19 protein-coding genes are annotated in these 24,559 nt (G+C 43.5%); 11 read left to right on the top strand and 8 right to left on the bottom strand.

What is annotated here, in order from left to right:
* Positions 1–19: 19 nt before the first annotated feature.
* Genes HRU23_08540 through HRU23_08530 form a run of 3 tightly spaced genes read right to left on the bottom strand, consistent with a single transcriptional unit; the run spans position 20 to position 4,357 of the window.
* Positions 20–1,252 carry a hypothetical protein gene (locus HRU23_08540; protein ID NRA54176.1) on the bottom strand — a complete coding sequence of 411 codons (1,233 nt, stop codon included), beginning with the start codon at positions 1,250–1,252 and terminating at the stop codon, positions 20–22.
* Positions 1,252–2,037, bottom strand: a complete 786-nt coding sequence (locus HRU23_08535; protein NRA54175.1) for an outer membrane lipoprotein-sorting protein — start codon at positions 2,035–2,037, stop codon at positions 1,252–1,254. Before HRU23_08535 ends, HRU23_08540 begins: the two co-directional genes overlap by 1 nt.
* Entirely contained in the window at positions 2,027–4,357 is a 2,331-nt protein-coding gene (locus tag HRU23_08530) for an MMPL family transporter (protein NRA54174.1), read from the bottom strand. The genes HRU23_08535 and HRU23_08530 overlap by 11 nt, the downstream gene beginning before the upstream one ends.
* A 236-nt stretch (positions 4,358–4,593) precedes the next feature.
* Between HRU23_08530 and gap the strand changes: the two genes are divergently transcribed.
* The 7 genes from gap (at position 4,594) to HRU23_08495 (ending at position 11,921) form a co-directional block, all read left to right on the top strand.
* Entirely contained in the window at positions 4,594–5,649 is a 1,056-nt protein-coding gene (gene gap, locus HRU23_08525; GenBank protein NRA54173.1) for a type I glyceraldehyde-3-phosphate dehydrogenase, read from the top strand.
* Positions 5,650–5,722: 73 nt separating this feature from the next.
* Positions 5,723–6,058, top strand: a complete 336-nt coding sequence (locus HRU23_08520) for an MGMT family protein (protein NRA54172.1) — start codon at positions 5,723–5,725, stop codon at positions 6,056–6,058.
* Positions 6,059–6,062: 4 nt separating this feature from the next.
* Positions 6,063–7,553, top strand: a complete 1,491-nt coding sequence (gene zwf, locus HRU23_08515; protein NRA54171.1) for a glucose-6-phosphate dehydrogenase — start codon at positions 6,063–6,065, stop codon at positions 7,551–7,553.
* Position 7,554: 1 nt separating this feature from the next.
* Positions 7,555–8,250 (top strand): 6-phosphogluconolactonase, encoded by a 696-nt coding sequence (gene pgl, locus HRU23_08510; GenBank protein NRA54170.1) that lies wholly within the window; start codon positions 7,555–7,557, stop codon positions 8,248–8,250.
* 23 nt (positions 8,251–8,273) lie between these two features.
* Complete coding sequence (locus HRU23_08505) at positions 8,274–10,091, top strand: phosphogluconate dehydratase (protein NRA54169.1); 1,818 nt, start codon at positions 8,274–8,276, stop codon at positions 10,089–10,091.
* A gap of 49 nt (positions 10,092–10,140) precedes the next feature.
* Complete coding sequence (locus HRU23_08500) at positions 10,141–10,791, top strand: bifunctional 4-hydroxy-2-oxoglutarate aldolase/2-dehydro-3-deoxy-phosphogluconate aldolase (protein NRA54168.1); 651 nt, start codon at positions 10,141–10,143, stop codon at positions 10,789–10,791.
* A 143-nt stretch (positions 10,792–10,934) separates the two neighbouring features.
* Complete coding sequence (locus tag HRU23_08495) at positions 10,935–11,921, top strand: transposase (protein ID NRA54167.1); 987 nt, start codon at positions 10,935–10,937, stop codon at positions 11,919–11,921.
* A gap of 293 nt (positions 11,922–12,214) precedes the next feature.
* Here HRU23_08495 and HRU23_08490 read toward each other — a convergent pair whose 3' ends face one another.
* The 5 genes from HRU23_08490 to HRU23_08470 form a co-directional block, all read right to left on the bottom strand.
* Positions 12,215–13,618, bottom strand: a complete 1,404-nt coding sequence (locus HRU23_08490; protein NRA54166.1) for a sigma-54-dependent Fis family transcriptional regulator — start codon at positions 13,616–13,618, stop codon at positions 12,215–12,217.
* A gap of 2 nt (positions 13,619–13,620) precedes the next feature.
* Positions 13,621–15,495, bottom strand: a complete 1,875-nt coding sequence (locus HRU23_08485; GenBank protein ID NRA54165.1) for a sensor histidine kinase — start codon at positions 15,493–15,495, stop codon at positions 13,621–13,623.
* A gap of 34 nt (positions 15,496–15,529) precedes the next feature.
* Positions 15,530–16,927 (bottom strand): TRAP transporter large permease subunit, encoded by a 1,398-nt coding sequence (locus tag HRU23_08480; GenBank protein NRA54164.1) that lies wholly within the window; start codon positions 16,925–16,927, stop codon positions 15,530–15,532.
* Positions 16,927–17,541, bottom strand: coding sequence for a TRAP transporter small permease (locus tag HRU23_08475; protein NRA54163.1), 615 nt, complete (start codon positions 17,539–17,541; stop codon positions 16,927–16,929). Before HRU23_08475 ends, HRU23_08480 begins: the two co-directional genes overlap by 1 nt.
* 117 nt (positions 17,542–17,658) lie before the next feature.
* On the bottom strand, positions 17,659–18,666 hold the full coding sequence (locus HRU23_08470) for a TRAP transporter substrate-binding protein (GenBank protein ID NRA54162.1): 1,008 nt from the start codon (positions 18,664–18,666) through the stop codon (positions 17,659–17,661).
* A gap of 455 nt (positions 18,667–19,121) precedes the next feature.
* On the opposite strand from HRU23_08470, the gene rfaH reads away from it, so the two are divergent.
* From rfaH to wecA, 4 genes are all read left to right on the top strand, one after another.
* Entirely contained in the window at positions 19,122–19,637 is a 516-nt protein-coding gene (rfaH, locus tag HRU23_08465) for a transcription/translation regulatory transformer protein RfaH (protein ID NRA54161.1), read from the top strand.
* A gap of 245 nt (positions 19,638–19,882) precedes the next feature.
* A complete protein-coding gene (locus HRU23_08460) occupies positions 19,883–22,300 on the top strand; it encodes an SLBB domain-containing protein (protein ID NRA54160.1) in 2,418 nt (805 codons plus the stop codon).
* A gap of 2 nt (positions 22,301–22,302) precedes the next feature.
* Complete coding sequence (locus tag HRU23_08455) at positions 22,303–23,370, top strand: LPS O-antigen length regulator (protein ID NRA54159.1); 1,068 nt, start codon at positions 22,303–22,305, stop codon at positions 23,368–23,370.
* Between the two features lie 45 nt (positions 23,371–23,415).
* Positions 23,416–24,471, top strand: coding sequence for a UDP-N-acetylglucosamine--undecaprenyl-phosphate N-acetylglucosaminephosphotransferase (wecA, locus tag HRU23_08450; GenBank protein NRA54158.1), 1,056 nt, complete (start codon positions 23,416–23,418; stop codon positions 24,469–24,471).
* Positions 24,472–24,559: the final 88 nt, after the last annotated feature.

The following is a 24,559-nucleotide window of genomic DNA, read 5'->3' as shown; positions in this document are numbered from 1 at the left end:
TCGGATTATTTGGCCCAAACTAAAAATAATACTTAATCTCAAGACTAATAAAGTCATCCTGACGTAGCATATACAACGTTGAGTCTTGGGGTTTGCTGTTAAAAGACCAAGCAGCTAGCGACAGTTTGAAATTTTCACCGACCCGTGTACTGGCTTCAACCAAAATGCTGTGGTTGCCGTTGGCCAAGTCAATATTAATGCCCGCCAAAACTTCAGACGAACTAAAATCATTAAAGGCTAAGCGAGCCGCGACAAACGTGGTGTCACTAAAGGCAGAATAGGGATGTTGATCGTAGTTATACTCCAGCAATAAGCCCAAATCGCTATTGCCCTGATTAAACCCGACCAATGTATACTCCAGCCCTGCTGTAACCGCGGCGTAGCTATCACTGGCTAAAATTCTGCCCGAGTTACGTAGCGCTGTTGGTAAAGACTTTTGCTTGAAATACCTTGCCTCAAACTTCCATAAAAAGTCGTCGATAGCCGCCTGCGCGTCGATGCTTACTTGGCTGATTTGACGATGGTACGGGGTGATATCTGTTGGGCTGGTTACAATATAGTCGGGTTCTCTAGAGGTGCCCTTAAAAGCGCTAAGAGCGACGTCCCAATCGCCGATGGTTTGGTTTAACCTTAACGCAAAGTCATGGTGATTTTGACCCGCTGACGACTGATATAATACTTGGTCGCTTACCGCAAGTTGCGTTCGTAGCCGGCCTTTGACACCAGCATACAAAGGCTGGCGAAAGTAAGGCAGTAGAAATAGATCAAGACTGCCCCAATCTTGAATCCAGCTCAATTGCGCCATCGGTTGACCCAGTTTGTCTTCACCATCGGGTGATTCGATTAAGTCGGTTTGGTTAATGATATCGACTAAATGACGCGACTCAGTAACGCCCCAAAATACTATTTTCGAACCCAGTGACAGCTCGAAGTCAGCGGTGAGGTGCTGCCAGTATGCTTGTTTTAATTCAAGATGGCTGCGCTGATCATCACTAAAATCTTTGCGGCCAAAGGTGGTGACAGTTAAACTATCGTTGCCCTGGGGCGCTTGCCAGTAAAGCTCAATGTCGCCAGTGATACTGGTTTGATTATTGGTTTGCCTGGGATCGAGCGCAGTTTGCCAAAAGTAACGCTGCTCAAGGCCAACCGAGCCACTAACACTTATTTCTGCTTGTGCCTCTGATAACACGGTTATGCTACTAACTATTAACACCAAGCTAGTAATAGCCAAAAATCGTTGCTTTATGGTCATTAACGCGCTCGCTTTAAGGTGTTTTTGTTAAAATCTTTGGCGGTTAAACCGGTATCAAACCTAATGTTCGAGCTGATTATTTCGGTAGTTTTTCCAGTTAAATGATTGGTCATCGTGGCTTGGTGAGCACGCCAAAACTGATCATTATATAATTTGAAATCACTGGCGATTAGAGTTTTTAAGTGCGATTTTTTACGATCATAAAATTCGACTTTATGAACCCGGTAATGAGCTTGGTCGATCCAGCTGATTAACTTGCTATAACCCGAATATTTGTCGGTGGGAATGCTTTGCACCACATAACAGGTTTGATCGCTGCAGGCTTGGTCTTTAAGGTATGTGAAACTAAACTTTTCAATTTCAAATGAGGCCATATCTTCATACGAAAACTCGCTGCCCATAAAGGGCCCCGATTTGTTGCGCGACGAAATACGTTTAACCCGTTTTAACGCCGGCAAATAAAGCCACTGATCATCGTTTTTACTGTTGTGTGAAAAACTTAAAAATGCGGTGCCCTTAATGTCTCTGGGCGTATCAAAAATGGTCAAGGCTTTGTCACCATCATCGCTGACTTCTAATGACTTGTTGCGCAGTTTTCGTTTGCTTTGGTCGCCTTGCTTGTTGCGTAAAATCATCAGTGAATCTGATTGTGAGCTAACCCAGCCACGATCGGCGGCTTTTCTGGCATTGGCTATTTCTAACCCTTGTTCAGCGGGTGTTTGGGCCCATAATGCTGCTGACAATGGCAGTGTGACGATCAATAGTGTGCTAAATTTAATGCTCATGTTGCACCTCCTTGGGATCGGTGGGCGAGATAGGATTATCAGAGGTTGTTTGGTTGTCAAAAATCAACAACATTGCCGGTAATAAAATGAAATCTACCAGTAACGCAATGACAATAATGATTGCTGTAAGCAAACCCATGTCGCTATTCAAGGTGAAATTAGACAGGGTTAAAATGGAAAAACCAATGGCCAGCACAATAGTCGTGATCAGCAATGCGCGACCAACCAATGAGAAAGAAGAACGAATGGCATCGCTGGTACTAAGGCCGCTATTTTTGGCGAGCTGATACTTACTGAGGAAGTGAATGGTGTCATCTACTACGATGCCAAGGGTAATGCTGGTGACGACTGACAGCGCTAAATTAATTTGGCCATCGAGCATACCCCAAATACCAAACCCAAGGGCGGCCGGCGCAATATTGGGCACCAGACTAATCAAGCCCAAGCGCACCGACTTTAATGATAAACCCACTAAGAATGAAATAAGTACTAATGCGACCGCCGAACCTATTAACATGCTAACCATGTTGCGATCGCCAATGTAGGCAAAAATCAGATTGGTGCTGGCAATGCTGACCGACAGTTGCGGCGCAAACTTGGCAAACCACGCGTAGCTGCGTTGCTCGATGGAAATAACCTCACTGCTGCCTAAGTTAGTAAAATTAGCACTGACTCTAGTGGCTGATTTGGAGACATTAAGCATATTGTTTAGATCTAAGCCATAAGGCAGGCTCATTTCATACATTAATAGATATTGAGCTGATAATTCACGAGACTCGGGCAGTTGGTAATACGTGGGGTCGTCGCCATGCATATTTTTATTAAGGCGTTTAACGATGGTGGTAATGGCTGATACATGATCTGTTTCTGGTTGGGACAATAACCATTGCTCAAACGCAGCAATGGTTTTAAGAAATTCGGGCTCATTGATGCCATTTTCCTCGCCGCTATCAATGGCGTAATCGAGCTGGGATAAACCGGAGAGGTGATCTGACATGTAATCGGTTGACTGTCTAAATTCGGTTTTAGTTGAAAAATAATCAATCGCGACATCGTTGATCACGTTGTTAAATAATTGCGAACTAATCGCGACAACTGCCAGGGTGGCAAGCAGGGCGACTTGTCGGTAACGACTAATGATGAAATTAGCTAAGCTGACAAATCCGCGGTTACTGCTTGATTGGTCTACTACCTTTAATGGAATTAGCGCTAGCAGCGCTGGGAATAGCGTGACCGAAAAAGCAAAAGCTAACATCACACCAATGGCGACTAAGTTGCCCAAGTCGTTCATCGCTGGCGAGTAAGAAAAATTAAGGGTTAAAAAACCAATGCTGGTGGTTATGCTAGTGAGTAAAATGGGGCTAAAGTTAAGCTGATAACTGTTAATAATACTCTGATACTTGGTTTGCCCTTGCGCAAGAAAATAAAGTACCCCTGCTACAATGTGCACACAGTCGGCGACAGCCAAGGTCATGACAATAGTCGGCACATTAACCGTGGTGGTGGTTATATCCATGCCAAGCCAACCGGCTAGGCCCATCGTACTGACAATGCTGGTAATAATAATGACTAAGGTCGCTAATGTTGCATTTAACGAGCGCAACAACAAGCCTAGTACGATGACAACCGTGGCAAACATCGCGGGGATTAAAGTGCTGGCGTCATGTTGTGCTTCAGATGCAAAGGCTCGATTCATTTCAATAACCCCTGAGGTGAAAATATCTATCTCGGGATACAGCAAACGATATTGTGCCACTAAGCTGTCAACGTAATCACCGGTTTGTGGCAGTTCCTTTATTAAATCTTGGCCGGGCAATTGAATAGTGACGTTAACGACGGTTGAGTCGCCGTTGGCGGCAACTAATTTGTGCAGCAACAGTGGCTCATTAAGGGCCACGGCTTTAATGTTCGCAATTTTTTCAGAATTAAGATCTTCAACCTCCAATAACAAGTCCTCGACTAACAAGTCATCATCTTCAGATTGGGTATGCTGATAGTTGCTAATAGAGTCGACTCGCAGCGAGTGCGGAATTTGCCAGGCTTGATCGGTCAGTTGCCACACTAGTGTTAGGGCTTTGGCGGTAAAAACAGTGCCGTTTTTGGGTGCGATAATAATCGCGACATTATCGCTTTTATTATACGTTGCCTGCATTTGATCAAAAGCAATCAATTTAGGATCTTCGGGACCAAAAAATACTCGGTGATTACCATTAAATTGTAATTGAGCTAAGCCAATCGCAGCGACAATTATCAGACACAGGCAACCAAGTACGATTAGCCATCTTGAAGTAATTAACCGTTGGGCAAACTGCGTGACCATTGTTTGGCTCCTATTTAAACCGTGTGCGTGCGTTGTTTAATTAACAACTGGACGGATATTTTGAAATTATAGTCGAGTTCACGCTAACTGATTTTTATTTTTAGCAATGAACACAAGCTTACTTGTAATAAATGCAACATATCTCGGGTTGTTTTGCTTGATATTGGTTCTTTTGTTAGGTAATGTTGTAATTAAACTACATTTGGTAGCTTGGACATAGCAACGGAGTTTCAATTATGGCGATTAGAATAGCAATAAACGGGTTTGGTCGAATTGGCCGCAATATCTTGCGTGCAATTTATGAAAGCAATCAACAGACTGAATTTAAGCTGGTCGCGATAAATGACTTAGCGGACACTGCAACCAATGTTCATTTAACTAAATATGACTCAGTTCATGGCACCTTTAATGCGCAAGTTAGCCACGAAGCTGATGTAATGACGGTTAATGGTGATAAAATTGCAATGTATAGTGAACGTAACCCTGGGCATTTACCTTGGGCTAAATTAGGCGTTGATATTGTTTTTGAATGCAGTGGTATTTTTACATCAAAAGAAGCTGTTCAGCCGCACTTAACTGCGGGCGCGAAGAAAGTAATTATTTCTGCCCCTGCTAAAAATGTTGATGCGACCGTGGTTTACGGCGTTAATCATGACACTTTAACCAGCGACATGACCGTAATCTCTAATGCCTCTTGTACCACCAACTGCTTGGCACCTTTTGCCAAAGTACTTAATGACGAAATTGGTATTGAGTCAGGTCTAATGACCACCATTCATGCTTATACTAATGATCAGGCATTGTCTGACAGTTGTCATAGTGATTTACGCCGTGCTCGAGCTGCGACCTTGTCGATGATCCCAACAAAAACCGGCGCTGCTGCCGCAGTTGGTCTAGTTGTTCCTGAACTTAAGGGCAAATTTGATGGCCTGGCCGTTCGTGTGCCAACATCGAATGTGTCATTGGTTGATTTAAACTTTATTGCTGCGCGTGAAACGAGTGTAGAAGAAATTAATCAATTAATTGAAACCGCAGCGAGTAGCGCTCCTTTATCTAAAGTACTGGGTGTTAACCACTTACCTTTAGTTTCTGTCGATTTTAATCATAATCCACTGTCGTCAATATTCGATGCAACGCAAACCCGCGTATCTGGTCGCTTAGTTAAAGTGATGGCTTGGTACGATAACGAGTGGGCCTTTAGTAACCGGATGCTCGACAATGCCAAAGCATTAATGGCGGCGCCTGCGGCCAAAGAAGTGAGCGCGAGCAACGAAGCGACGTTAATTAGTTAAGCAAACTGAAATTTAGGCTATTAGCATAAATTACGGTAATATCTAATGACTTAACATCAACTCGGCAATGTTCATGACTGAAAAATGGCTGCAAATTATTGCCGTGGTTAAACTAATTCCTGCGGGGAAAGTTGCCAGTTATGGTCAAGTTGCAGACTTGGCTGGTTTGCCACGGCGAGCTCGTTTAGTTAGCACTGCCTTAAAAGCGAATGATAACCCCGAGGTGCCTTGGCATCGAGTGGTTAACAGTCAAGGTAAAATAGCGATCCCAGCGAGTGAACCTAGCCATCAATTGCAATTGAGCTTATTACGTAGTGACGGTGTTATAGTGAGTGGTAGCCGAGTTGATTTTAAAAAGTATCGTTGGCAACCAAGCTTGGCCGCTTTGCTGTTTGAATTAAATTTTTGAAGACATTTTAGATGTGAGTAATATGAGACACAATAAAGAAACAGATCTCGTTATTTTTGGTTGCTTAGGTGACCTATCCCGCCGTAAATTATTACCTGCGTTATATCAATTGGAGTTGGCCGGTCTACTGGCACCAAGCAGTCGCATTGTTGGTGTTTCACGACAAGAGCATAGCCAACAAGAATTCCAACTGTTGGTCGAGCAAAGCTTAACAGAATTTGTCGGCCCAGCATTAAACCAAGATGTAGTGGCCCGCTTCGTCAGTAAAATTGACTATGTGAAATTAGACAGCCGCAACAGTGAAAATTTTGAATCTTTAGCGCAAACCTTAGGTTTCAAAGACCAGAAAACACCACGGATAGTGATTAACTATTTTGCGGTGCCCGCATCGATTTATGGCGAAATATGTCATGGTCTGGCTAGCGTTGGCCTAAACCATCCGCAATCACGCGTAGTCTTAGAAAAACCTATTGGTTCTAGTTTGTTTACTTCTAATGAAGTAAACGATCAGGTTGCTCAATACTTTACCGAACAACAGATTTACCGAATTGATCACTATCTTGGCAAAGAAACCGTGCTTAACTTGCTCGATTTACGCTTTGCCAATTCATTATTTGCCTCGCAATGGGACAACCGCAGCATTGATCATGTGCAAATTACCGTAGCAGAAGAAGTTGGCATTGAAGGGCGCTGGGGTTATTTTGACCAAGCGGGTCAAATGCGCGACATGCTGCAAAATCATTTAATCCAAATATTAAGTTTGGTTGCAATGGATCCGCCATTAAGTCTTGATGCTGATAATATTCGAGATGAAAAAGTTAAAGTACTTAAAGCGCTACGACCAATTAATATTGATAACGTTAATGAAAATACTGTGCGCGGCCAATATAAAAAAGGCTTTATTGATGGTGCTAAAGTACCGGGTTACCTCGAAGAAGAGGGCGCTAACCTGCATAGCACCACCGAATCTTTTGTTGCATTAAAAGTTGAAATTGATAATTGGCGTTGGGCCGGCGTGCCGTTTTATATTAGAACCGGCAAACGCATGACCTCGAAGGTTTCTGAAATAGTGGTTTATTTTAAAAACCCATCACATAATCTATTTAAAGAATATTACAAAGAGTTACCGCCAAACAAACTGACCATTCGACTGCAGCCCGAAGAAGGGGTTGAAGTGCAAATGCTTAATAAAGTACCTGGATTAGAAGAAACCCAGCGCTTGCAAACAACCAAACTCGATTTAAGTTTTAATGAAGCCTTCAAAAACACGCGCATAGCCGATGCATACGAGCGTTTATTACTGGAGATTATTAACGGCAATCAAGCGTTATTTGTGCGTCGTGACGAAGTTGAAGCGTCGTGGCAATGGTGTGACAGTATTCTGTCTGCATGGGCTACTACCGGACAGTCATTAAAACCTTACCCGGCCGGAACTTCTGGCCCCGTTGCATCAGTGGCATTAATTGCCCGTGATGGCCGTGCGTGGGACGAATAAAATGAATATTATTGAATTTGAACACAACGATGATGCGGTAATTCATTTAGCCAACAGCATCGGCCAAGATCTTGCAGCGGCGATAACACGTCAAGGTCATGCCAGCTTATTAGTGTCTGGCGGAAAATCACCCATCGCTTTATTTAACCGTTTAAGCCAGCTACCACTCGATTGGCACAAGGTTACTATATCCTTAGTTGACGATCGCTGGGTTGAGGCTAACCATAGTGATAGTAATGAGCTTTTAGTGTGTACTCACTTACTCATAAACCTAGCCAGTGCTGCGACCTTTATTCCTTTGGTTGGCGAGCAAAGCGATGCCCATGCTGGGCTTGACGATGCAATTTTGCGGGTTAAACCACTCGAAAATGGAGCCGATGTGATGGTGCTAGGCATGGGAGTAGACGGTCATACAGCGTCAATTTTCCCTTGCTCAGCTCAGGTCGCAACCGCGATGGCACCTGATAATAAGCAGCAGCTTATAGTGACCATCCCAACAACAGCACCTTATCAACGCATTAGTGTCACCCTTAATCAAATTATCGCAGCGAAAAAGCTCTATTTACCCTTAGTAGGATCAGCCAAAGTCGCTGTATTTGAACAGGCGTGTGAGATTGAAAATTATCAAACGATGCCGATTGGTGCCGTTATTGCGCAGCACGCAGCACTGGAAGTGTTGATCAGCCGAACGGCGTAAACCGACCAGATTAGAGAGTAGTTATGAATAACGTAATAGAAAAAGTCACTTTAAGAATTATTGAGCGTAGTCGGGCAACTCGACAAGCCTATTTAGAAAAAATTACCGCAGCTCGAAGCGAAGGGCCACTGCGCCAAGTATTATCTTGTGGCAACTTTGCCCACGCAGTTGCCGGCTGTGGTAAAGAAGTAAAAACGGATCTTGGTTCGTTAACCAAATCCAATATTGCGATCGTGTCGGCGTATAACGACATGCTTTCAGCGCATCAGCCTTACGAAGTATATCCACAACAAATCAAAGCAGCGCTAGCCCGCGAAGGCAGTGTTGCCCAGTTTGTGAGTGGCGTACCGGCGATGTGTGATGGCGTTACTCAAGGTCAGCCTGGCATGGAGCTAAGCTTATTAAGTCGCGATGTCATTGCAATGACAACCGCGGTTGGGCTGTCGCACAACATGTTTGATGGCACGTTAATGCTCGGAATTTGTGACAAAATTGTACCAGGATTATTGCTTGGCGCTTTAAGCTTTGGTCATTTACCTACAGTATTTGTACCTGCCGGCCCAATGCCATCTGGTATTCCAAACAAAGAGAAAGCCGCGGTTCGTCAAAGTTATGCCAAGGGCGAAGCTGATGAAAGCCAGTTATTGGCTGTTGAAATGGCGTCATACCACTCACCAGGTACTTGTACCTTTTATGGCACCGCAAACTCTAATCAATTAGTGATCGAAATGATGGGCTTGCAATTGCCGGGATCGTCGTTCGTTGCACCAGACACGGATTTACGTTTAGCCTTAACTGATTTTGCAGCAAAACAGGTTAGCCGGATCACGGACTTGGGTGGTAACTACGCACCGATTGGCGAAGTGATTGACGAAAAATCAATGGTTAATGGCATTGTTGGTTTGTTAGCAACCGGTGGTTCGACTAATTTAACCATGCATTTGGTTGCGGTAGCACTAGCTGCTGGCATTATTATTGACTGGGATGACTTTGCCGAATTGTCGAGTGTTATTCCTCTGTTGACCCGTATTTATCCTAATGGTCAAGCAGACATCAACCACTTCCAACAAGCCGGTGGCATGGCATTTTTGGTCAAGCAACTGCTCGACAATGGTTATTTGCATCCTGATGTTCAAACCATTGTTGGTAAAGGCTTAGATAAGTATACCTTAACTCCGGTAATGATCGATGGCCAACTCGATTGGATCGATGCGCCAGAGAAAAGTGGCGACGAAACGGTATTAACCACAGTAGAAAAGGCATTTCAAACACACGGCGGCTTGCAAGTCATGGCGGGTAACCTAGGACGAGGCGTGATCAAAACGTCATCGCTTGGCGACGAGCAGCTTTTTGTTGAAGCACCAGCGGTAATCTTTGAAAGTCAGCATGACTTAGACGGTGCTTTTAAAGCCGGTGAATTAAATAAAGATTGTGTCGTGGTGGTACGTTTTCAAGGACCACGAGCGATTGGTATGCCCGAGTTACATAAATTAACCCCACCGCTTAGCGTCTTGCAAGGTCAGGGTTATAAAGTGGCATTAGTAACAGACGGACGGATGTCTGGCGCGTCTGGCAATGTGCCTGCGGCTATTCACCTAACCCCAGAAGCGGTCGACGGTAGTCTGTTAGCTAAGGTTGTTGAGGGCGATATGATCCGCCTAGACGCCCGTACTGGCGAATTAACCCTGTTAGTCGATGCTGATGTGTTAGCAAAACGCGAAGCAGTGGTACCGAATCTTGACGCGAGTCGGATCGGCATGGGTCGAGAATTATTTGGCAGCATGCGCAGTCAGCTCTCAGGAGCAGAACAAGGTGCCTGCTCATTATTTGCGCCGGGTTAACGGCTAACTAGCCAATGTATAACAAACTGATTAATTAAGGAACGGTAATATGAGTCGTCAAAACTGGCAACTGACCCCACAACAAATTTTTGCTTCGGCGCCAATCATTCCGGTGATCGTAATAAGTAAAATCGAACAAGCACTTCCGCTAGCGAATGCCTTGTTGGCTGGCGGCATTAAAGTCATGGAAGTTACGTTACGTACAGACTGTGCTGTTGAGGCGATTGCGTTAATTGCTCAAAATTGCCCTGAAGCACTGATTGGTGCTGGCACGGTTATTAACGCTGAGCAGTTAGCACAAGTAGCAGCCGCTGGCGCTAAATTTGCTATTAGCCCTGGTTCAACAACTAGCTTGTTAGCGGCCGCTAATGAGGGAGATATTCCACTTATTCCTGGTGTTGTTAGCGCCTCTGAATTAATGAGTGGTATTGAGCAGGGTTACGATCACTTTAAGTTTTTCCCAGCTGAGTCTAACGGCGGCGCCCCAGCGTTAAAAGCATTAGGTGCACCTTTTGGCGATATTAAGTTTTGCCCAACTGGCGGTATTACTTTAGCCAATGCACCTGATTATTTAGCGCTTAATTCTGTCTGTTGCGTTGGTGGTAGCTGGATAGTACCACCAAAGCTAATTGAAGACGGCCAATGGCAACAAATCACCGACCTATGCACCGACTCTCTCCTCAGTTTGGGACAGGCATAAATTAGCGCCTATTCTGCCTCTCCTCTTTGACTCCTCTATTTTGGGACAGGCAGAATCTTTCAGTAATTTACGCTCGAAATTGGTCATAATTACATTTGTAACCTAAGCTTGGACATGTTTTTCCAAGCTTAGGTAGTGCAAAGATGACTCGAGCGAGAAATAGCCAAATTGACCTAGACTCAACTTCTTATTATCACGTCATTAATCGTTGTATTAAACGCAGTTTTTTGTGTGGTAAAGACCGATATAGCGGTAAAAATTACGAACACCGTCGGCAGTGGCTTATCGATAGAATAAAGAAGTTAGCCACCATCTACTCGATAGACATCGCAGCCTATGCGATTATGAGTAATCATTATCATCTGGTATTACATGTCGATAAAAAGTTGGCTGATAGTTGGACTATGGATCAGGTGATTGAGCGTTGGTACCGACTTTTCAAGGGTAATTTGTTGGTTGATAACTACCTGAACGGCGATAAATTATCGCCAGCTCATCTGCAAGCTGTAATAGATGTCTCACAAGTCTGGCGTAAACGATTACATGATATATCGTGGTTTATGAAATGCTTAAATGAGTACATTGCTAGAGCATCCAACAAAGAAGATAAATGCAGCGGAAAATTCTGGGAAGGCCGCTTTAAATCACAGGCACTGCTCGACGAAGTTGCACTGCTAAGTTGTATGGCCTATGTAGATTTAAATCCAATCAGAGCTGGAGTCTGTGATACTTTACGAACAAGTGAATTCACCTCGATCAGAGAGCGAATTATTCAGTACCATTCTCATCAGCAACACCGAAAAAGCAATAACACTGATGTAAAAGTTCAGGCCCAACCACCTTCGTTGTTACCCTTTGCGAACTCTGGTGGGATTAATGATATACCTTTTAAATTAGATGATTACTTAGAGTTAGTCAGCTGGAGCGGTCGGCATGTTGACCCGAACAAACTTGGCAGTATTGCAGGTTCCGAGCCTATTATTTTAAATAAGCTCGGGATAGAACAAGATACTTGGCTGGAAACCATAAAGAATTTCAGACGGAAATACGGTAGCTTTGCTGGTAGTGCAAATAATTTACGCAGTTGTGCCCATGCTCATGGACACGAGTGGTATAAAGGCGTTGGTTGACGCTCTATAATCAAAAACAAACTGAATTATAGCCTTTCTTGTGGGCATAATCGCTGCTGCATGAAATACGTAAATCAGCAGCCTAAGCCTTGAAATCATAAATTCTCATTGCGACAAACCTAAAGTTGAGCAATTTTAATTACAAAAAAATGCAAGAGACCGCTCAAATTACAGTTATAAATTTATGTCTGTCCTTATTTAAGAATCATAAATTTATGTCTGTCCTTATTTAAGAATCTGTCTGTCCCAATTTAAGAGCCCCAACTCCCGAATCAACAACCAAACCTCATTAGCTAATCGACGTATTCTTTACGTTCGATATGGTATTTTTTTATTTTGTCGTACAAGGTTTTTCTTGGCAACGATAGTTCGTGCATGCAATCTTTAATGCAGCCGTTGTTATTGCTTAATGACTCTTGAATCAGCGATTTTTCGAAAAAACCGACCCGTTGTTGCAGCGTCATGTTTGAGTGGATCGCGTGCTCATTTGCACCTAAATGCTGGTTAAACGCGGCGTCACCACCTAATAATACATATCGCTCAGCCAAATTGCGTAATTCTCGGACATTGCCAGGCCAGCTATGCTGGCGTAATTGCGCTAAATGCTGCTGGGTGATTGGAATTTGTTCTCGCTTGTAACGCGCTGATGCCACACGAGTAAAGTGAGAGAATAATAACGGAATGTCGTCACTGCGATCGCGCAACGCTGGAATATTTACCGCCAGCAGGTTTAGTCGATAATAGAGATCGAGTCGAAATTCGCCACTTTTAGACAGTTGCGGCAAATCAACCTTAGTTGCAGCAATCACTCGAATATCAAGATCAATCGAGTGGTTAGAGCCCAGTCGCACCACTTTGCGCTCTTCTAACACTCGTAACAGTTTTATTTGCAGCGGTAGCGGGGTGCTTTCAATTTCATCTAAAAACAAGGTGCCACCGTTAGCATATTCAAACTTGCCAATTCGGCGCTTATCAACGCCGGTATAGGCACCAGCTTCAGCGCCAAACAGCTCACTTTCAATTAAGTTTTCGGGAATGGCGCCACAATTGATTGCAACAAAATTACCATCACGTCTGTTGCCGTTATCATGCAGGTAACGGGCAACTAATTCTTTGCCTGTCCCAGTTTCACCATGGATTAAGACATCTGCTGGGGTGTCTAATATTTGATGGATCATAAACCGCATTTGTTCCATCACCGCAGAGTCACCTAAAATACGCGGTCCAATAGCCGAGATAGTCGCGAGCTGTACTTTTAAATGACGATTCTCAAGGGTTAAGCGGCGCTTTTCAATGGCACGGCGCACCACGTCGAGCAGCAGGTCGTTATCAAAAGGTTTTTCAATGAAATCGTAAGCGCCATCGCGCATCGCTTGCACCGCCATGGTTATATCGCCAAAACCAGTCAGTAAAATTATTGGCAAGTCGGCATCAATGACCCGTGCTTTGGACAGCAGCGTCAAGCCATCCATAATTGGCATGTTAATGTCCGATAAAATCACGCCAGTCCATTGTGGACTTAACAAAGGCAGCACTTGGCTGGCATCGCTAAAGGTCCGGACCTTGTAACCTTCTAAATCTAATAATTGCTCAATGGCGTGCGTTATATGGCGCTCGTCATCAATAACTACCACTTCGATATCATTTTCGATTGGCAGCGACGAAGGGGTATCAAGGTTTTTGATGTTTGTTGTCATACTTAAGCGTCCTTACAAGGCTGGTGCTCGGGCAAGTTTATGCTAAAAACAGCACCGCCTAGGGGATGATTGGTCACAGTGATCTGACCGTTCATCGATTCAATAATTCGTTTGCAGATAGATAAACCAAGCCCCAATCCTGGGCCTGAATCTGGCCGTTGGCCATCTGACGCACTGCGTCTGTTAGTGTAAAATGGTTCAAACAGTTCGCTAAATTCGGTTTCTAAAATGCCGGGGCCAGAATCTCTTAACTCAATCGTAATTGACGCGTTAACCACGGTCACCGTTAACCACAACGACTTATCGCTGCTGGCAATCATTGCCTCACTGGCGTTGGTAATCAGGTTAACTAATACTTGCTCTAGCCTAATATGATCGCCCACGGCGTAAATAGTGGCACTGGGTAGTTCAAAATTAATATTGATCCGGTGCTGATTAAGCAGCGGCGTCACAATGGTGTGCGCTTGCTCGATACAGTGCTGTATTTCAAGCGCGTTATTAGATTGCACGCTTTTGCGGGTGAAATTTTTAAACTGACCAACAATCGACGCAAGCCGGTCAACCAGCTCTAAAATAATATCAAGGTTTACCGCCGCTTTGTCCGGCATGTTACGATCCAACATGGTTTTAGCATTTTGACTATAACTGCGAATGGCCGTTAAAGGTTGGTTAATTTCATGATTAATACTGGCCGACATTTCGCCAATTAAGGCTAATTTAGCGGCTTGAATCAGCTGCTCTTGAGTGGCTTTTAATTGTTGGCGTGCAAGTTTCTTTTTGTCTATTTCATCGCGCAGCAGTTTATTACTGGCACTTAGCGCACTAGTACGTTCATCAACTCGCTGCTCTAGTTCTGCTCTGGCTTTGCGCAGGTGAATTATATTGCGCCAGCGCTCGAGGCCAAAAAATAGTGCCATCACCACCAGTAAATAAAAGGCAGCGCTGAGCACTATCGTATACAAACTAATTTTTTGAATTTTATCCAGTGGTAACCAAATATGCACTAACCAGTTTGCGTCGTTCATTTTACGTTGTTGCGACAACATTTTATGCGGAGGGTATTGGTCATCTTGTAATTCTATGACCTTGAACTGTGCTTGAGGCGGATAATCGAAAGGGTCTGCCTCTAGCAGGGGTAACTTTGATAAGCGGCGTGTGGCATAGCGCTGTTCACGCTTTATTAGTTGACGCTGCGCTGGCGATATTGGGCCCAGGGTTTTCATCCGCCACTGTGCTTGGTCGCTAACAAAAATAACACCGTCGTCGGCGGTAATTAAAAAGTGGCTATCACTTCCAGCAAATACTTCGCCGTGGTATTGCTCAATTTGCGCAACATCGACCTTTACCACCACTACACCACGAATTTTACCGTCAATGCTTACAGGATAAGAGAAGTAATAACCTCGACGATTCGAACGGGTACCCACTGCAAAATAACGGCCTTGCTTGCCAGCTATAGCTTGGGTGAAGTAGGGCCTAAAACCATAAAAACTATTAACGAATGTATGTGATAGCTGCCAGTTACTCGCGGCTAGTACAAAACCTTGTTCATTAATTAAATAAATATCGGAAGCATGAATAGAACGATTAACCTGTTCTAAATAACGGTTAAGCGCCAAGGTGGCTTGTTGATTATCTGGCTCGGCCAGAGATTTTCGAATACTAATATTTTGCGATAATAATTGCGGCATGCTTTCAAAGCGCTGAAGCATGCCGTCTAAAAAGGTCACTAAGCCACTTAATTGCCGTTGCGATTGTTGCTGCAACTGCTGATAAGCATTGTTAATGACCAGGTAGTGAGTGAATCTTATCGTTAGCAGTAACCCGACAATGACCAAAATAGTTACTTGGATCCTGCGGATTAGCTTAGGCGACATTGCGCTTACTCATAAAACTCACTCACTGTGTTATTTAATATCCGTTTAGTTTATCAATATATTCGGGTAAAAATAACGATATTTGTGGTACATAGGTAATTAACATTAAGAATATCAATAGCAACGACAACCAAGGTAAACAAGCTTTAATAACCCAGCCCATGCTTTTACCCGTTATACCTGCGGTCACAAAGAGATTGAGCCCAACCGGAGGGGTTAACATGCCTATTTCCATATTGACCACCATGATAATGCCAAGGTGAATTGGATCTATGCCTAACTGGGTAGCGATAGGGAACAAGATTGGTGCCATGATAAGCAAAATTGCTGTCGGCTCCATAAAGTTACCAGCCACTAACAGTAAAATGTTAACGATGATCAAGAAGCCCCAAGGCGGTAAGCCCCAGCCCACAATTACTTCCGCAATTTCGTGCGGAATACGCTCAGTAGTTAATACATGCGCAAACAACATCGCGTTAGCAATAATAAATAACAACATGATACTAACTTTGGAGCCGTCTAACAGCACCGACCGCACTTCTTTGTCAACCACACTGCGCGGTAACGCCAAGCCCATTTGACCAAGGTTACGGACAATAGCTTTGCCTAAGTTTTCATCTTTATATTTCCATGGCACGCCTTTAATAGGGCCCATGTCACGGTAACCAATGATAGCAACCAGGTAAGCATAAACGGCAGCTACTGCAGCTGCTTCTGTTGGGCTAGCAATGCCTCCGTAGATAGAGCCCATCACGATGACAATTAGCATCAAGCCGCCCATCGCAATAAAACAACTACGCGCTAGTTGGCCAATGCCAGGGAATGGCCGTGACGGTAAACCTTTAACGCGTGCTACTACATAGATGGCGATCATTAAGATGCCGCCCATCATTAAGCCAGGAATTAAACCAGCCATAAACATTTTAGACGCAGACACTTCAGTGGCTGCTGAATAAACCAACATCACGATTGAAGGTGGAATTAAAATACCTAAAGTACCGGCGTTGGCGATAACACCAGCAGCCATGCTTTCGGGGTAACCCGCACGCACCATGCCAGCGATAACAATTGAACCAATCGCAGCTACCGTAGCAGGTGATGAACCAGACACAGCGGCAAACAACATACAAGCCATAACCGAAGCCATCGCAAGGCCACCTCTAACATGGCCAACAGCATCTGTTGCAAAGTCGATAATACGCTTAGCAACGCCGCCAGTTGATAAAAAGGCCGACGACAAAATGAAAAACGGAATAGCCATTAAGGTGTAGTGCTCTGACGTTGCTTCGTATAACTTTAATGCAACAGAGGCGAGCGAGTCGTTCGAAAAAACTAAAATAGTCATCATGCTTGAAAAACCAAGCGCAATGGCAATTGGCATGCCTAATAGCATGCACGCGAATAGGGTGATAAACAGCGCGGCAATAGTCATTATTTGTTGTCCTCATCATGCTGGGCTAGGTGCATACTTTCTTTTGCTTCGTCAGCAAGCTTAAATCCAACGGCTTTGCCTTGCAGCACTTTAATAAACAGCTCAACAAAACGTAACATCAGTAATCCGAAGCCAAACAACAAAATGCTTTGTGCCATCCAGGTAGGAATTAAACGCTCTTCAACATCAATCTTTAAGATATCCCAAGCGACATCGTCAGACAGCATTGAGGTAAAAAATTCAGGTAAGTACAAATCTTCCATTGTCATGCCAAAGGTGTACATCTTGGCTAGGTAAACCCAGCTGCCGTACAAAAACATCATGCAATAGACCATGCAAATGCTGATCGCAGCAAGCGAGCTAATTTTACGTGCGGTCGGTGGCAGCATATTTACAAAGGCGTCAACACCAATGTGAGCGCCTACTTTAACGCCGTAAGACATGCCAAACAGCACGAACCAGCCGGCAATGGTGAGTGTGAGTTCGGCCATCCAATGGAAGCCCATTGAAAAACCAAAGCGTAGCACTACATCTAGCACTACCAATAAGGTCATCGACACCAAGAGCAGACAGATAATGTCTTCTTCGAGTCGGCCTAATAATTTTTTTAACATGATAATTATCCGGTTGGGATGGGTAATATAATTGTGCGCGGTGCCTATTCAGCACCGCGTTGGTGGCAATCCATGCCCAATATCGATGACATAACATCACCGACTAACCACTGCTGGTTATTTGTTTGAAGCAATAGCCGCTTCAATCATGTCCTTGCCAACTTTAGATTCAAACTTTTTCCATACTGGCTTCATCGCATCAACCCATTCCTGACGTTGCTCGTCAGTTAGGGTTAAAATTTCAGTGCGACGAGAGTCAACAATCAATTGACGATCAGACTGTGCTTTTTCTGCGGCAATCGCATTGCCATAAGCAATAGCTTCGTTCAATGCTAGCTGAATCTCTTTTTGAACATTGGCGTCTAGCCCTTGCCAAAACTCTTGTGAAGTAACAATCATGTAATCAAGCAAACCGTGGTTTGACTCGGTAATGTAACGATTAACTTCGAAGAATTTCTTTGAGTAAATGTTCGACCAAGTGTTTTCCTGACCGTCGATAGCTCGGGTTTGCAACAAGGTGAACACTTCTGAAAATGGCTTCTTAATCGGCAGGGCACCAACAGCTTCAAATTGCGCTGCTAATACATCTGAACTCATAATACGGAATTTTTTGCCTTGAGCGTCGCCAGGTGTAACCAACTTGCTCGACGCAGAAAACTGCTTAAGACCATTGTGTAAATAACCCAAACCAACTAAACCACGACGGTTAATTGACTGTAATAACTTTTGACCAGCAGGGCCTTGCTGAAAACGCTCAACCGCCGCCATGTCTTTAAACAAAAATGGTAGATCAAAAATTTGTAATTTTTTAGTATATTTTTTAAACTTTGATAACGACGGTGCGGCTAATTGCACATCGCCTAATAACATGGCTTCAAGTACCTTGTTATCGCCAAACAACTGCGAGTTAGGGAACACATCAACTTTAATTTGACCTGGCAGGCGTTGCTCAATGAGAGTTTTAAACTTAATCGCCATTTTACCTTTTGGCGTATTCTCAGCAACTACGTGCGAAAACTTAATTTCAATCGGCTGAGCCTGAACCGTAGTCGCAAGACTGCTAAATAGTAAAGTACTGGCGGCCAAAATTGGACCGGTGACTAACAGTTTTTTTGTAAAAGACATTTGGTGCTTCCTTATAATTATTAAAATTAGTAACGCTATTACAAAGCAACAGTCGTGCCAGTAGTTGCTAACATGAACGTATTGTTAATGACTCGTAAAATCAGTGTGTTACAAATGGTGTTGTCGTTAGTGAAATGTTGTCGTAGGCGAGGAGTTACCCATGGCAGTAAAAGCTATGGGTGGAAAGTGACCCAGATTCATGGTTTTCAACGAATATAAGTGACCAAATCATTGTTAAAATAGCGTAAAAAAGACAGCCAACAACGCGACCGGCTAATTTGTCGGCAAGCCACACTCAAGTGACGATCTTGATAAACTAGTGTAATAGCTCGACTTTATTTTATGTTATTTGATTGATCTTGGTTCTACAGCCTGTTAATTGAGCGACATTTGCTTGTCAGCCTTACATTAGCGGTGATACAATCGAAACGCTTTTAAATACTGCAGTTGGTGCCATGACAAGAGAAACATGTAGCTGGTTCCTGCTTTATTGCAAGCCGCGCGAGGAAGCGCGGGGACTTACAAATCTACAAAACCAGGGAATTGAGGCTTTTTACCCCACTATAGCAGTGGAAAAAGTTCGTAAAGGTGTCCGCAACGTTAAAAACGAAGCGTTATTTCCTAATTACCTCTTTGTAAAATTAAATCCTGCTACTGCCAACTTTAATGCCATTCGGTCAACCCGTGGCATTGCTAGCTTTGTGCGTTTTGGATTAAACCATGCACAAGTGCCAGCCGCGGTGATCGACAGCTTAAAAGAACAATTAGCTGCTATGCCAATGCAAGTTAGTACCACAGCGTTACCAAAAACTGGTGACAAAGTGGTAATACAACAAGGCATATACCAAGGTCTTGAAGCAATATACCAAGCCAGTGATGGCCTAGAACGATCTATATTGCTAATAAAGATGCTAGAGCAGCAAGCCAAGTTGGTGGTGAACAATAACGAGTTTGCGTTAGCTAATAGTTAACTTGAGCTTATTAACTTAATTAAATACAGCACAATTAAAATTTAAAAAGGCAAATGGGGAGCCACCACCCTAGGGCGGTAGCGTGTCTAAAGGCATACTGTTAGTCTTATTTTAAACTTAAGTTGTAAATTATAAAGTCATTTTCTAATCCTAAAATGACCTTGTCGCCTTAAAAAACGGAGAAAACATACGTGTTGCAAACATATTTTTACAAATTAAAAATAGCAAGTGTTAGCGGTGTGATTATGGCTGCGCTAGCCTTATTTGCAGCAAATGCTACTGCCATTACGCCGTCGCCAGCAATGTTAGAGCAATTTAAGCAAATACCTAAATCTGAACAACAGCGCTTAATGAAGCAATATGGCATTTCTCCACCAAGTGGCACTCAGCAGCAGCAACAATCCATTAGTAACCCGACCGTGGTGACCGAGCGTAGTGCGAACCAACAACAAACATCACAGCAGGTCAAAGAAGGGATAGCCCCAGTAGTTACAGCTATCACGACTGCCGACGGCCCAGAAAAAGTAATAGCACTCAAGCGATTTGGCTATGACATGTTTGCAGGTGAGCCAACGACCTTTGCACCAGTTAGTGATGTGCCTGTGCCGTCTGATTACCTAATGGGACCAGGCGACGTCATAAAAATACAAATATATGGCAAAGACAATAAACAGTACAGCTTGGTTGTGGCGCGTAGTGGTAACATCCAGCTGCCAGAGCTAGGGCCCGTTAGTGTCATGGGGTTAAGTTTCGAAGAGCTTAAAAGAATCCTTACGCGAAAAATTAAAGAACGATATATCGGGGTAGAATCGAGCATTAGCCTAGGTGAATTACGCTCTATTCGAATTATTATTGCTGGTGAGTCTTACAAACCAGGCACTTATTCAGTAAGTGCCTTGTCAACCATCACCCAAGCGTTGTTCCTTTCTGGTGGCATCAATGGCATTGGCTCATTACGCAATATTCAGTTAAATCGCGGCGGCAAACTAGTTGGTCGCTTTGATTTGTATGAGTTGTTAACGAAAGGGGTTGCCAAAAACGATCTCAGACTGCAATCGGGTGACATTATATTTATCCCACCGGTTGGCACTTCCGTTGCGATTAAAGGTGAGGTACGTCGTCCGGCAATTTACGAAATGAAAGCCGGCGAAAACATCAGTGACTTAATCGGCCTTGCCGCCGGATTAAAAGCCAATTCTTATCCTCAGGCTAGCCTATTACAAACATTTGATAAAAACCATTTGCCTAAATTAGTCAGTGTCGACTTAATGACACGCCAAGGGCGAAAATTAAAATTAAAAGATGGCGATGTACTAACCGTCAAATCGACCACTAATAGAGTGCAGCAACAAGTAACTTTAGTCGGTGCGGTTAATCGTCCTGGTGTCTATCAATGGCGTAAAGGCATGGCAATTAGTGATGTAATAGAGTCGACTTGGAAAGACCTAACAACCAATACCGATCTTAATTACGCCTTGCTTATTCGCAAACTTAACCTGCAAGGTGATATCGAGCTTTATAAATTTAGCCTAGAGACGTTGTTAAAGACTCCAAACTCACCAGATAACTATGTCTTACAACCGCAAGACAAACTCGTGATATTTGAGCAAAAAAATAGCGAGTCTCGACGCGCATTGCTCAACCCTATTGTTGAGCAACTAAAACGTCAAGTAACTCATCAAGGGGCATCTGGCGTGGCAACGATTTCAGGTGAGGTCTATTTCCCAGGTGAATACCCAATTACAATAAATAACCGTTTAAGTGATTTGTTAATAGCAGCTGGCGGCTTAAAAGAAAGCGCTCATCTTAAGCGAGCTGAATTAATCAGCCTTAATACCGATCCCGACCAAGGGGCCAAAGTTAGCCATTATGATGTAAATTTGCAGGCTGTGATGCAAAATGAAGATGTAGCCAATAGCTTTTTGGTGAATAACGATCGCTTAAAAGTGTTTAAAATACCGGCGTGGCAAGAAAATTTATCGATAAGGATTAATGGTGAAGTTAAATTTCCAGGTACCTACTCTGTTCACCGTGGTGAATCACTTAACAGCGTAATTAAACGGGCCGGTGGTTATACCGAAAATGCATTTTTAGCTGGTGCGGTTTTTACTCGCGAAGCAATTAAAGCTAATGAGCGCAAACAAATAGCGAAATTGGCCGATCAACTGCGGTTAGACATCGCATCAAAAGGTTTAAGCAGTCAAGGCCCAACCACTTCTTTTGCTGAGTCATCGAAGATGTTAAACGAGCTAGAAAACCTTAACACGGTTGGTCGTGTGGTGATTGATCTAGCAACTAATAATTTGACAGTTGAAGATGGAGACATGTTATACATTCCATCACCACAACGAATTATAACGGTGGTTGGCGAAGTACAACATAATTCAACCCACATGTTTAATAATGACTTAGAACTCACGCAATATTTGAGTTTGTCTGGTGGGCTAAAACGACGAGCAGACGATGACCGAATTTATGTGATTCGTGCTAACGGCGCAGTGATGATCCCAAGCTGGTTCGGGCAGGATAAAACAATGCAACCAGGCGATACTATTGTGGTGCCACTTGATACTGAGCATAAAGATAACTTGACTCTATGGGCACAAATCACCAAAATTTTATATAACACAGCGGTTGCTTATGCCGCAATTAGTGGGATTTAATCATGAATAACCCACTCAGCAGTCAGAATCAAGCCCTTAGCGCTAAACAGAAAAAACTTAGCGATAAACAGAAAAAGCTTAGCGAACCAGCCATCCTCAGCGAAAGCAAAATAGACAGCACCTTGTTATTGCAACAAATAGCACAGGCAGCAGCCCTGAACCAACAACATCAACAGCAGGACGACGAAATTGACCTCGCCGAACTATGGCGCGCTATTTGGTCAGGAAAATGGCTAATTATTGCAATAACTAGCTTATTTGCAGCAGCCGCGGTTGCTTACGCATTGTCACTGCCAAACATCTACAAATCAGAAGCCTTACTTGCCCCTGCTCAAGAGCAAAGTGGCGGCGGTATGGCCTCGCAATTAGGTGGCTTAGCTAGCCTTGCCGGCATTAGTTTAGGCGGTGGTGGCAGCCTCGACAGTACAGCACTCGCAATTGAAATTATGAAGTCGCGAATATTTGTCACAAAATTTATTAACGACCATGACCTGTTAGTGCCATTAATGGCCACCAAGGGCTGGGATCAAAACAGCAATCAATTAATATATAACGAACAGGCTTACGATGTTAGCGATCAAAAATGGCTAAGAGAAGTTAAAGCGCCATTTACTCCGCAGCCGTCTGCTCAAGAAGCCTATAAAGCATTATCTGCTATCGTAAACATAAGCCAAGACAAAATCAGCTCTATGGTTACTATTTCAGTTAAACATTATTCACCAGCAGTGGCTAAACAATGGGTCGATTGGTTAATCGACGCGATTAACCTTGAAATGAAAACCCGTGATTTAACAGAGGCGCATAAAAGTATTAGCTACCTTGAGCAACAGTTAGGCAAAACTCGGTTAAGTGATTTACAGAACGTGCTCTATGAAATTATTGAAGAGCAAACAAAAACTATTATGTTTGCCGAAGTGCGCGAACAATACGCGTTCAAAACCATTGATCCTGCCTTAGTGCCAGAGCTAAAAGACGGCCCAAAGCGCGCACTAATTTGTGTGTTGGGTGTGTTGCTTGGTGGCATGCTAGCTGTTATGTTCGTGTTGATTAGATACTTTTCTAAAAAGTAGATTAAAAAGTAGATTAAAAAATAGATTTAAACAAAAGAGTTAATTATGGATTTTATAGTACCGCTAGTTTTTACTTTTTTGACCTCATATGTTTGCATTCGTTGTTCTAAGCCCATTGCCATAAAATTGGGCTTAGTTGACAATCCTAATGCCCGCAAAGTCCACACTGGGTCTATTCCGTTAGTCGGTGGCATTGGCATTTTCCTAGGGGTGTTAATGGCCGCAATGGTCTTTTTGCCGCAAAGCCAAGCACTTAATTTATATTTAATTGCTGCAGCCTTAATCGTGTTCATTGGCGTGCTTGACGACTATCAAGACTTACCCGTTAAACCACGAATGGTGGCGCAGGTATTAATCGCTAGCATGATGATCTTTGGCGCAGAGCTTTACCTTGAAAATCTTGGTAACATATTTGGTTTTGGCGATGTTCATTTAGGCGTGTTTGGTACGTTATTAACTGTTATTGCAGTTGTCGGCGCTATTAATGCCTTTAATATGGTCGACGGCATCGACGGCCTTGCTGGCATGTTATCAATGATCACCTTTTGTTCATTAGCCTTCCTACTAAGCCAAACTCGCAATGAATGGTTTTTATTACCAGTATTGTTTATTGCCGCCACCTTGGCTTATCTAATGTTTAACCTCGAATGGCCAAGCTCAAAATTTAAGAAAATATTTATGGGTGACGCGGGCAGTATGTTAATTGGTTTAACCGTAGTTTGGTTACTGGTGGTGGGCACTCAATCAGAACAGCAAGCATTTAAACCAGTAACGGCATTGTGGTTAATTGCGGTGCCGTTAATGGACATGGCTGCAATTATGGTACGTCGAATACGTAAAGGGCAGTCACCATTCAAACCAGACCGTGACCATTTACATCACATCTTTCTAAGAGCAGGATTTTCATCAAGGCAAACATTAGCATTGATAAGCTGTATCTCTGTTGCATTGACTTTGGTCGGAATATCACTGGAAGCGTTACATGCGCCTGAGTGGCTTACGCTATCGTTATTTGTCTGCGTGTTTGTTATTTATGCCTATGCAATAAATCATGTATGGCGTTTGCTAACATTATTTAGAAAGTTATCTAAAGCCAAATAAATTCAAGTATACGAGTTTAAGACCTATTGGGGCCTGTGAGTCAAAGTAAGTAAAACCCAGTGATTACAAGGGATAGCTGATGGTAGGC

Source organism: Gammaproteobacteria bacterium, from assembly GCA_013214945.1.
Taxonomy (GTDB): domain Bacteria; phylum Pseudomonadota; class Gammaproteobacteria; order Enterobacterales; family Psychrobiaceae; genus Psychrobium.
Note: the sequence above shows the minus strand (reverse complement) of the source record. Positions and strands in the feature narration are given on the sequence as shown.

Bases quoted from the DNA above. Each gene is read 5' to 3' on its own strand.
- HRU23_08540 (NRA54176.1), bottom strand. From the start codon at position 1,252: ATGACCATAAAGCAACGATTTTTGGCTATTACTAGCTTGGTGTTAATA.
- HRU23_08535 (NRA54175.1), bottom strand. From the start codon at position 2,037: ATGAGCATTAAATTTAGCACACTATTGATCGTCACACTGCCATTGTCA.
- HRU23_08530 (NRA54174.1), bottom strand. From the start codon at position 4,357: ATGGTCACGCAGTTTGCCCAACGGTTAATTACTTCAAGATGGCTAATC.
- gap (NRA54173.1), top strand. From the start codon at position 4,594: ATGGCGATTAGAATAGCAATAAACGGGTTTGGTCGAATTGGCCGCAAT.
- HRU23_08520 (NRA54172.1), top strand. From the start codon at position 5,723: ATGACTGAAAAATGGCTGCAAATTATTGCCGTGGTTAAACTAATTCCT.
- pgl (NRA54170.1), top strand. From the start codon at position 7,555: ATGAATATTATTGAATTTGAACACAACGATGATGCGGTAATTCATTTA.
- HRU23_08505 (NRA54169.1), top strand. From the start codon at position 8,274: ATGAATAACGTAATAGAAAAAGTCACTTTAAGAATTATTGAGCGTAGT.
- HRU23_08500 (NRA54168.1), top strand. From the start codon at position 10,141: ATGAGTCGTCAAAACTGGCAACTGACCCCACAACAAATTTTTGCTTCG.
- HRU23_08495 (NRA54167.1), top strand. From the start codon at position 10,935: ATGACTCGAGCGAGAAATAGCCAAATTGACCTAGACTCAACTTCTTAT.
- HRU23_08490 (NRA54166.1), bottom strand. From the start codon at position 13,618: ATGACAACAAACATCAAAAACCTTGATACCCCTTCGTCGCTGCCAATC.
- HRU23_08485 (NRA54165.1), bottom strand. From the start codon at position 15,495: ATGTCGCCTAAGCTAATCCGCAGGATCCAAGTAACTATTTTGGTCATT.
- HRU23_08480 (NRA54164.1), bottom strand. From the start codon at position 16,927: ATGACTATTGCCGCGCTGTTTATCACCCTATTCGCGTGCATGCTATTA.
- HRU23_08475 (NRA54163.1), bottom strand. From the start codon at position 17,541: ATGTTAAAAAAATTATTAGGCCGACTCGAAGAAGACATTATCTGTCTG.
- HRU23_08470 (NRA54162.1), bottom strand. From the start codon at position 18,666: ATGTCTTTTACAAAAAAACTGTTAGTCACCGGTCCAATTTTGGCCGCC.
- rfaH (NRA54161.1), top strand. From the start codon at position 19,122: ATGACAAGAGAAACATGTAGCTGGTTCCTGCTTTATTGCAAGCCGCGC.
- HRU23_08460 (NRA54160.1), top strand. From the start codon at position 19,883: ATGGCTGCGCTAGCCTTATTTGCAGCAAATGCTACTGCCATTACGCCG.
- HRU23_08455 (NRA54159.1), top strand. From the start codon at position 22,303: ATGAATAACCCACTCAGCAGTCAGAATCAAGCCCTTAGCGCTAAACAG.
- wecA (NRA54158.1), top strand. From the start codon at position 23,416: ATGGATTTTATAGTACCGCTAGTTTTTACTTTTTTGACCTCATATGTT.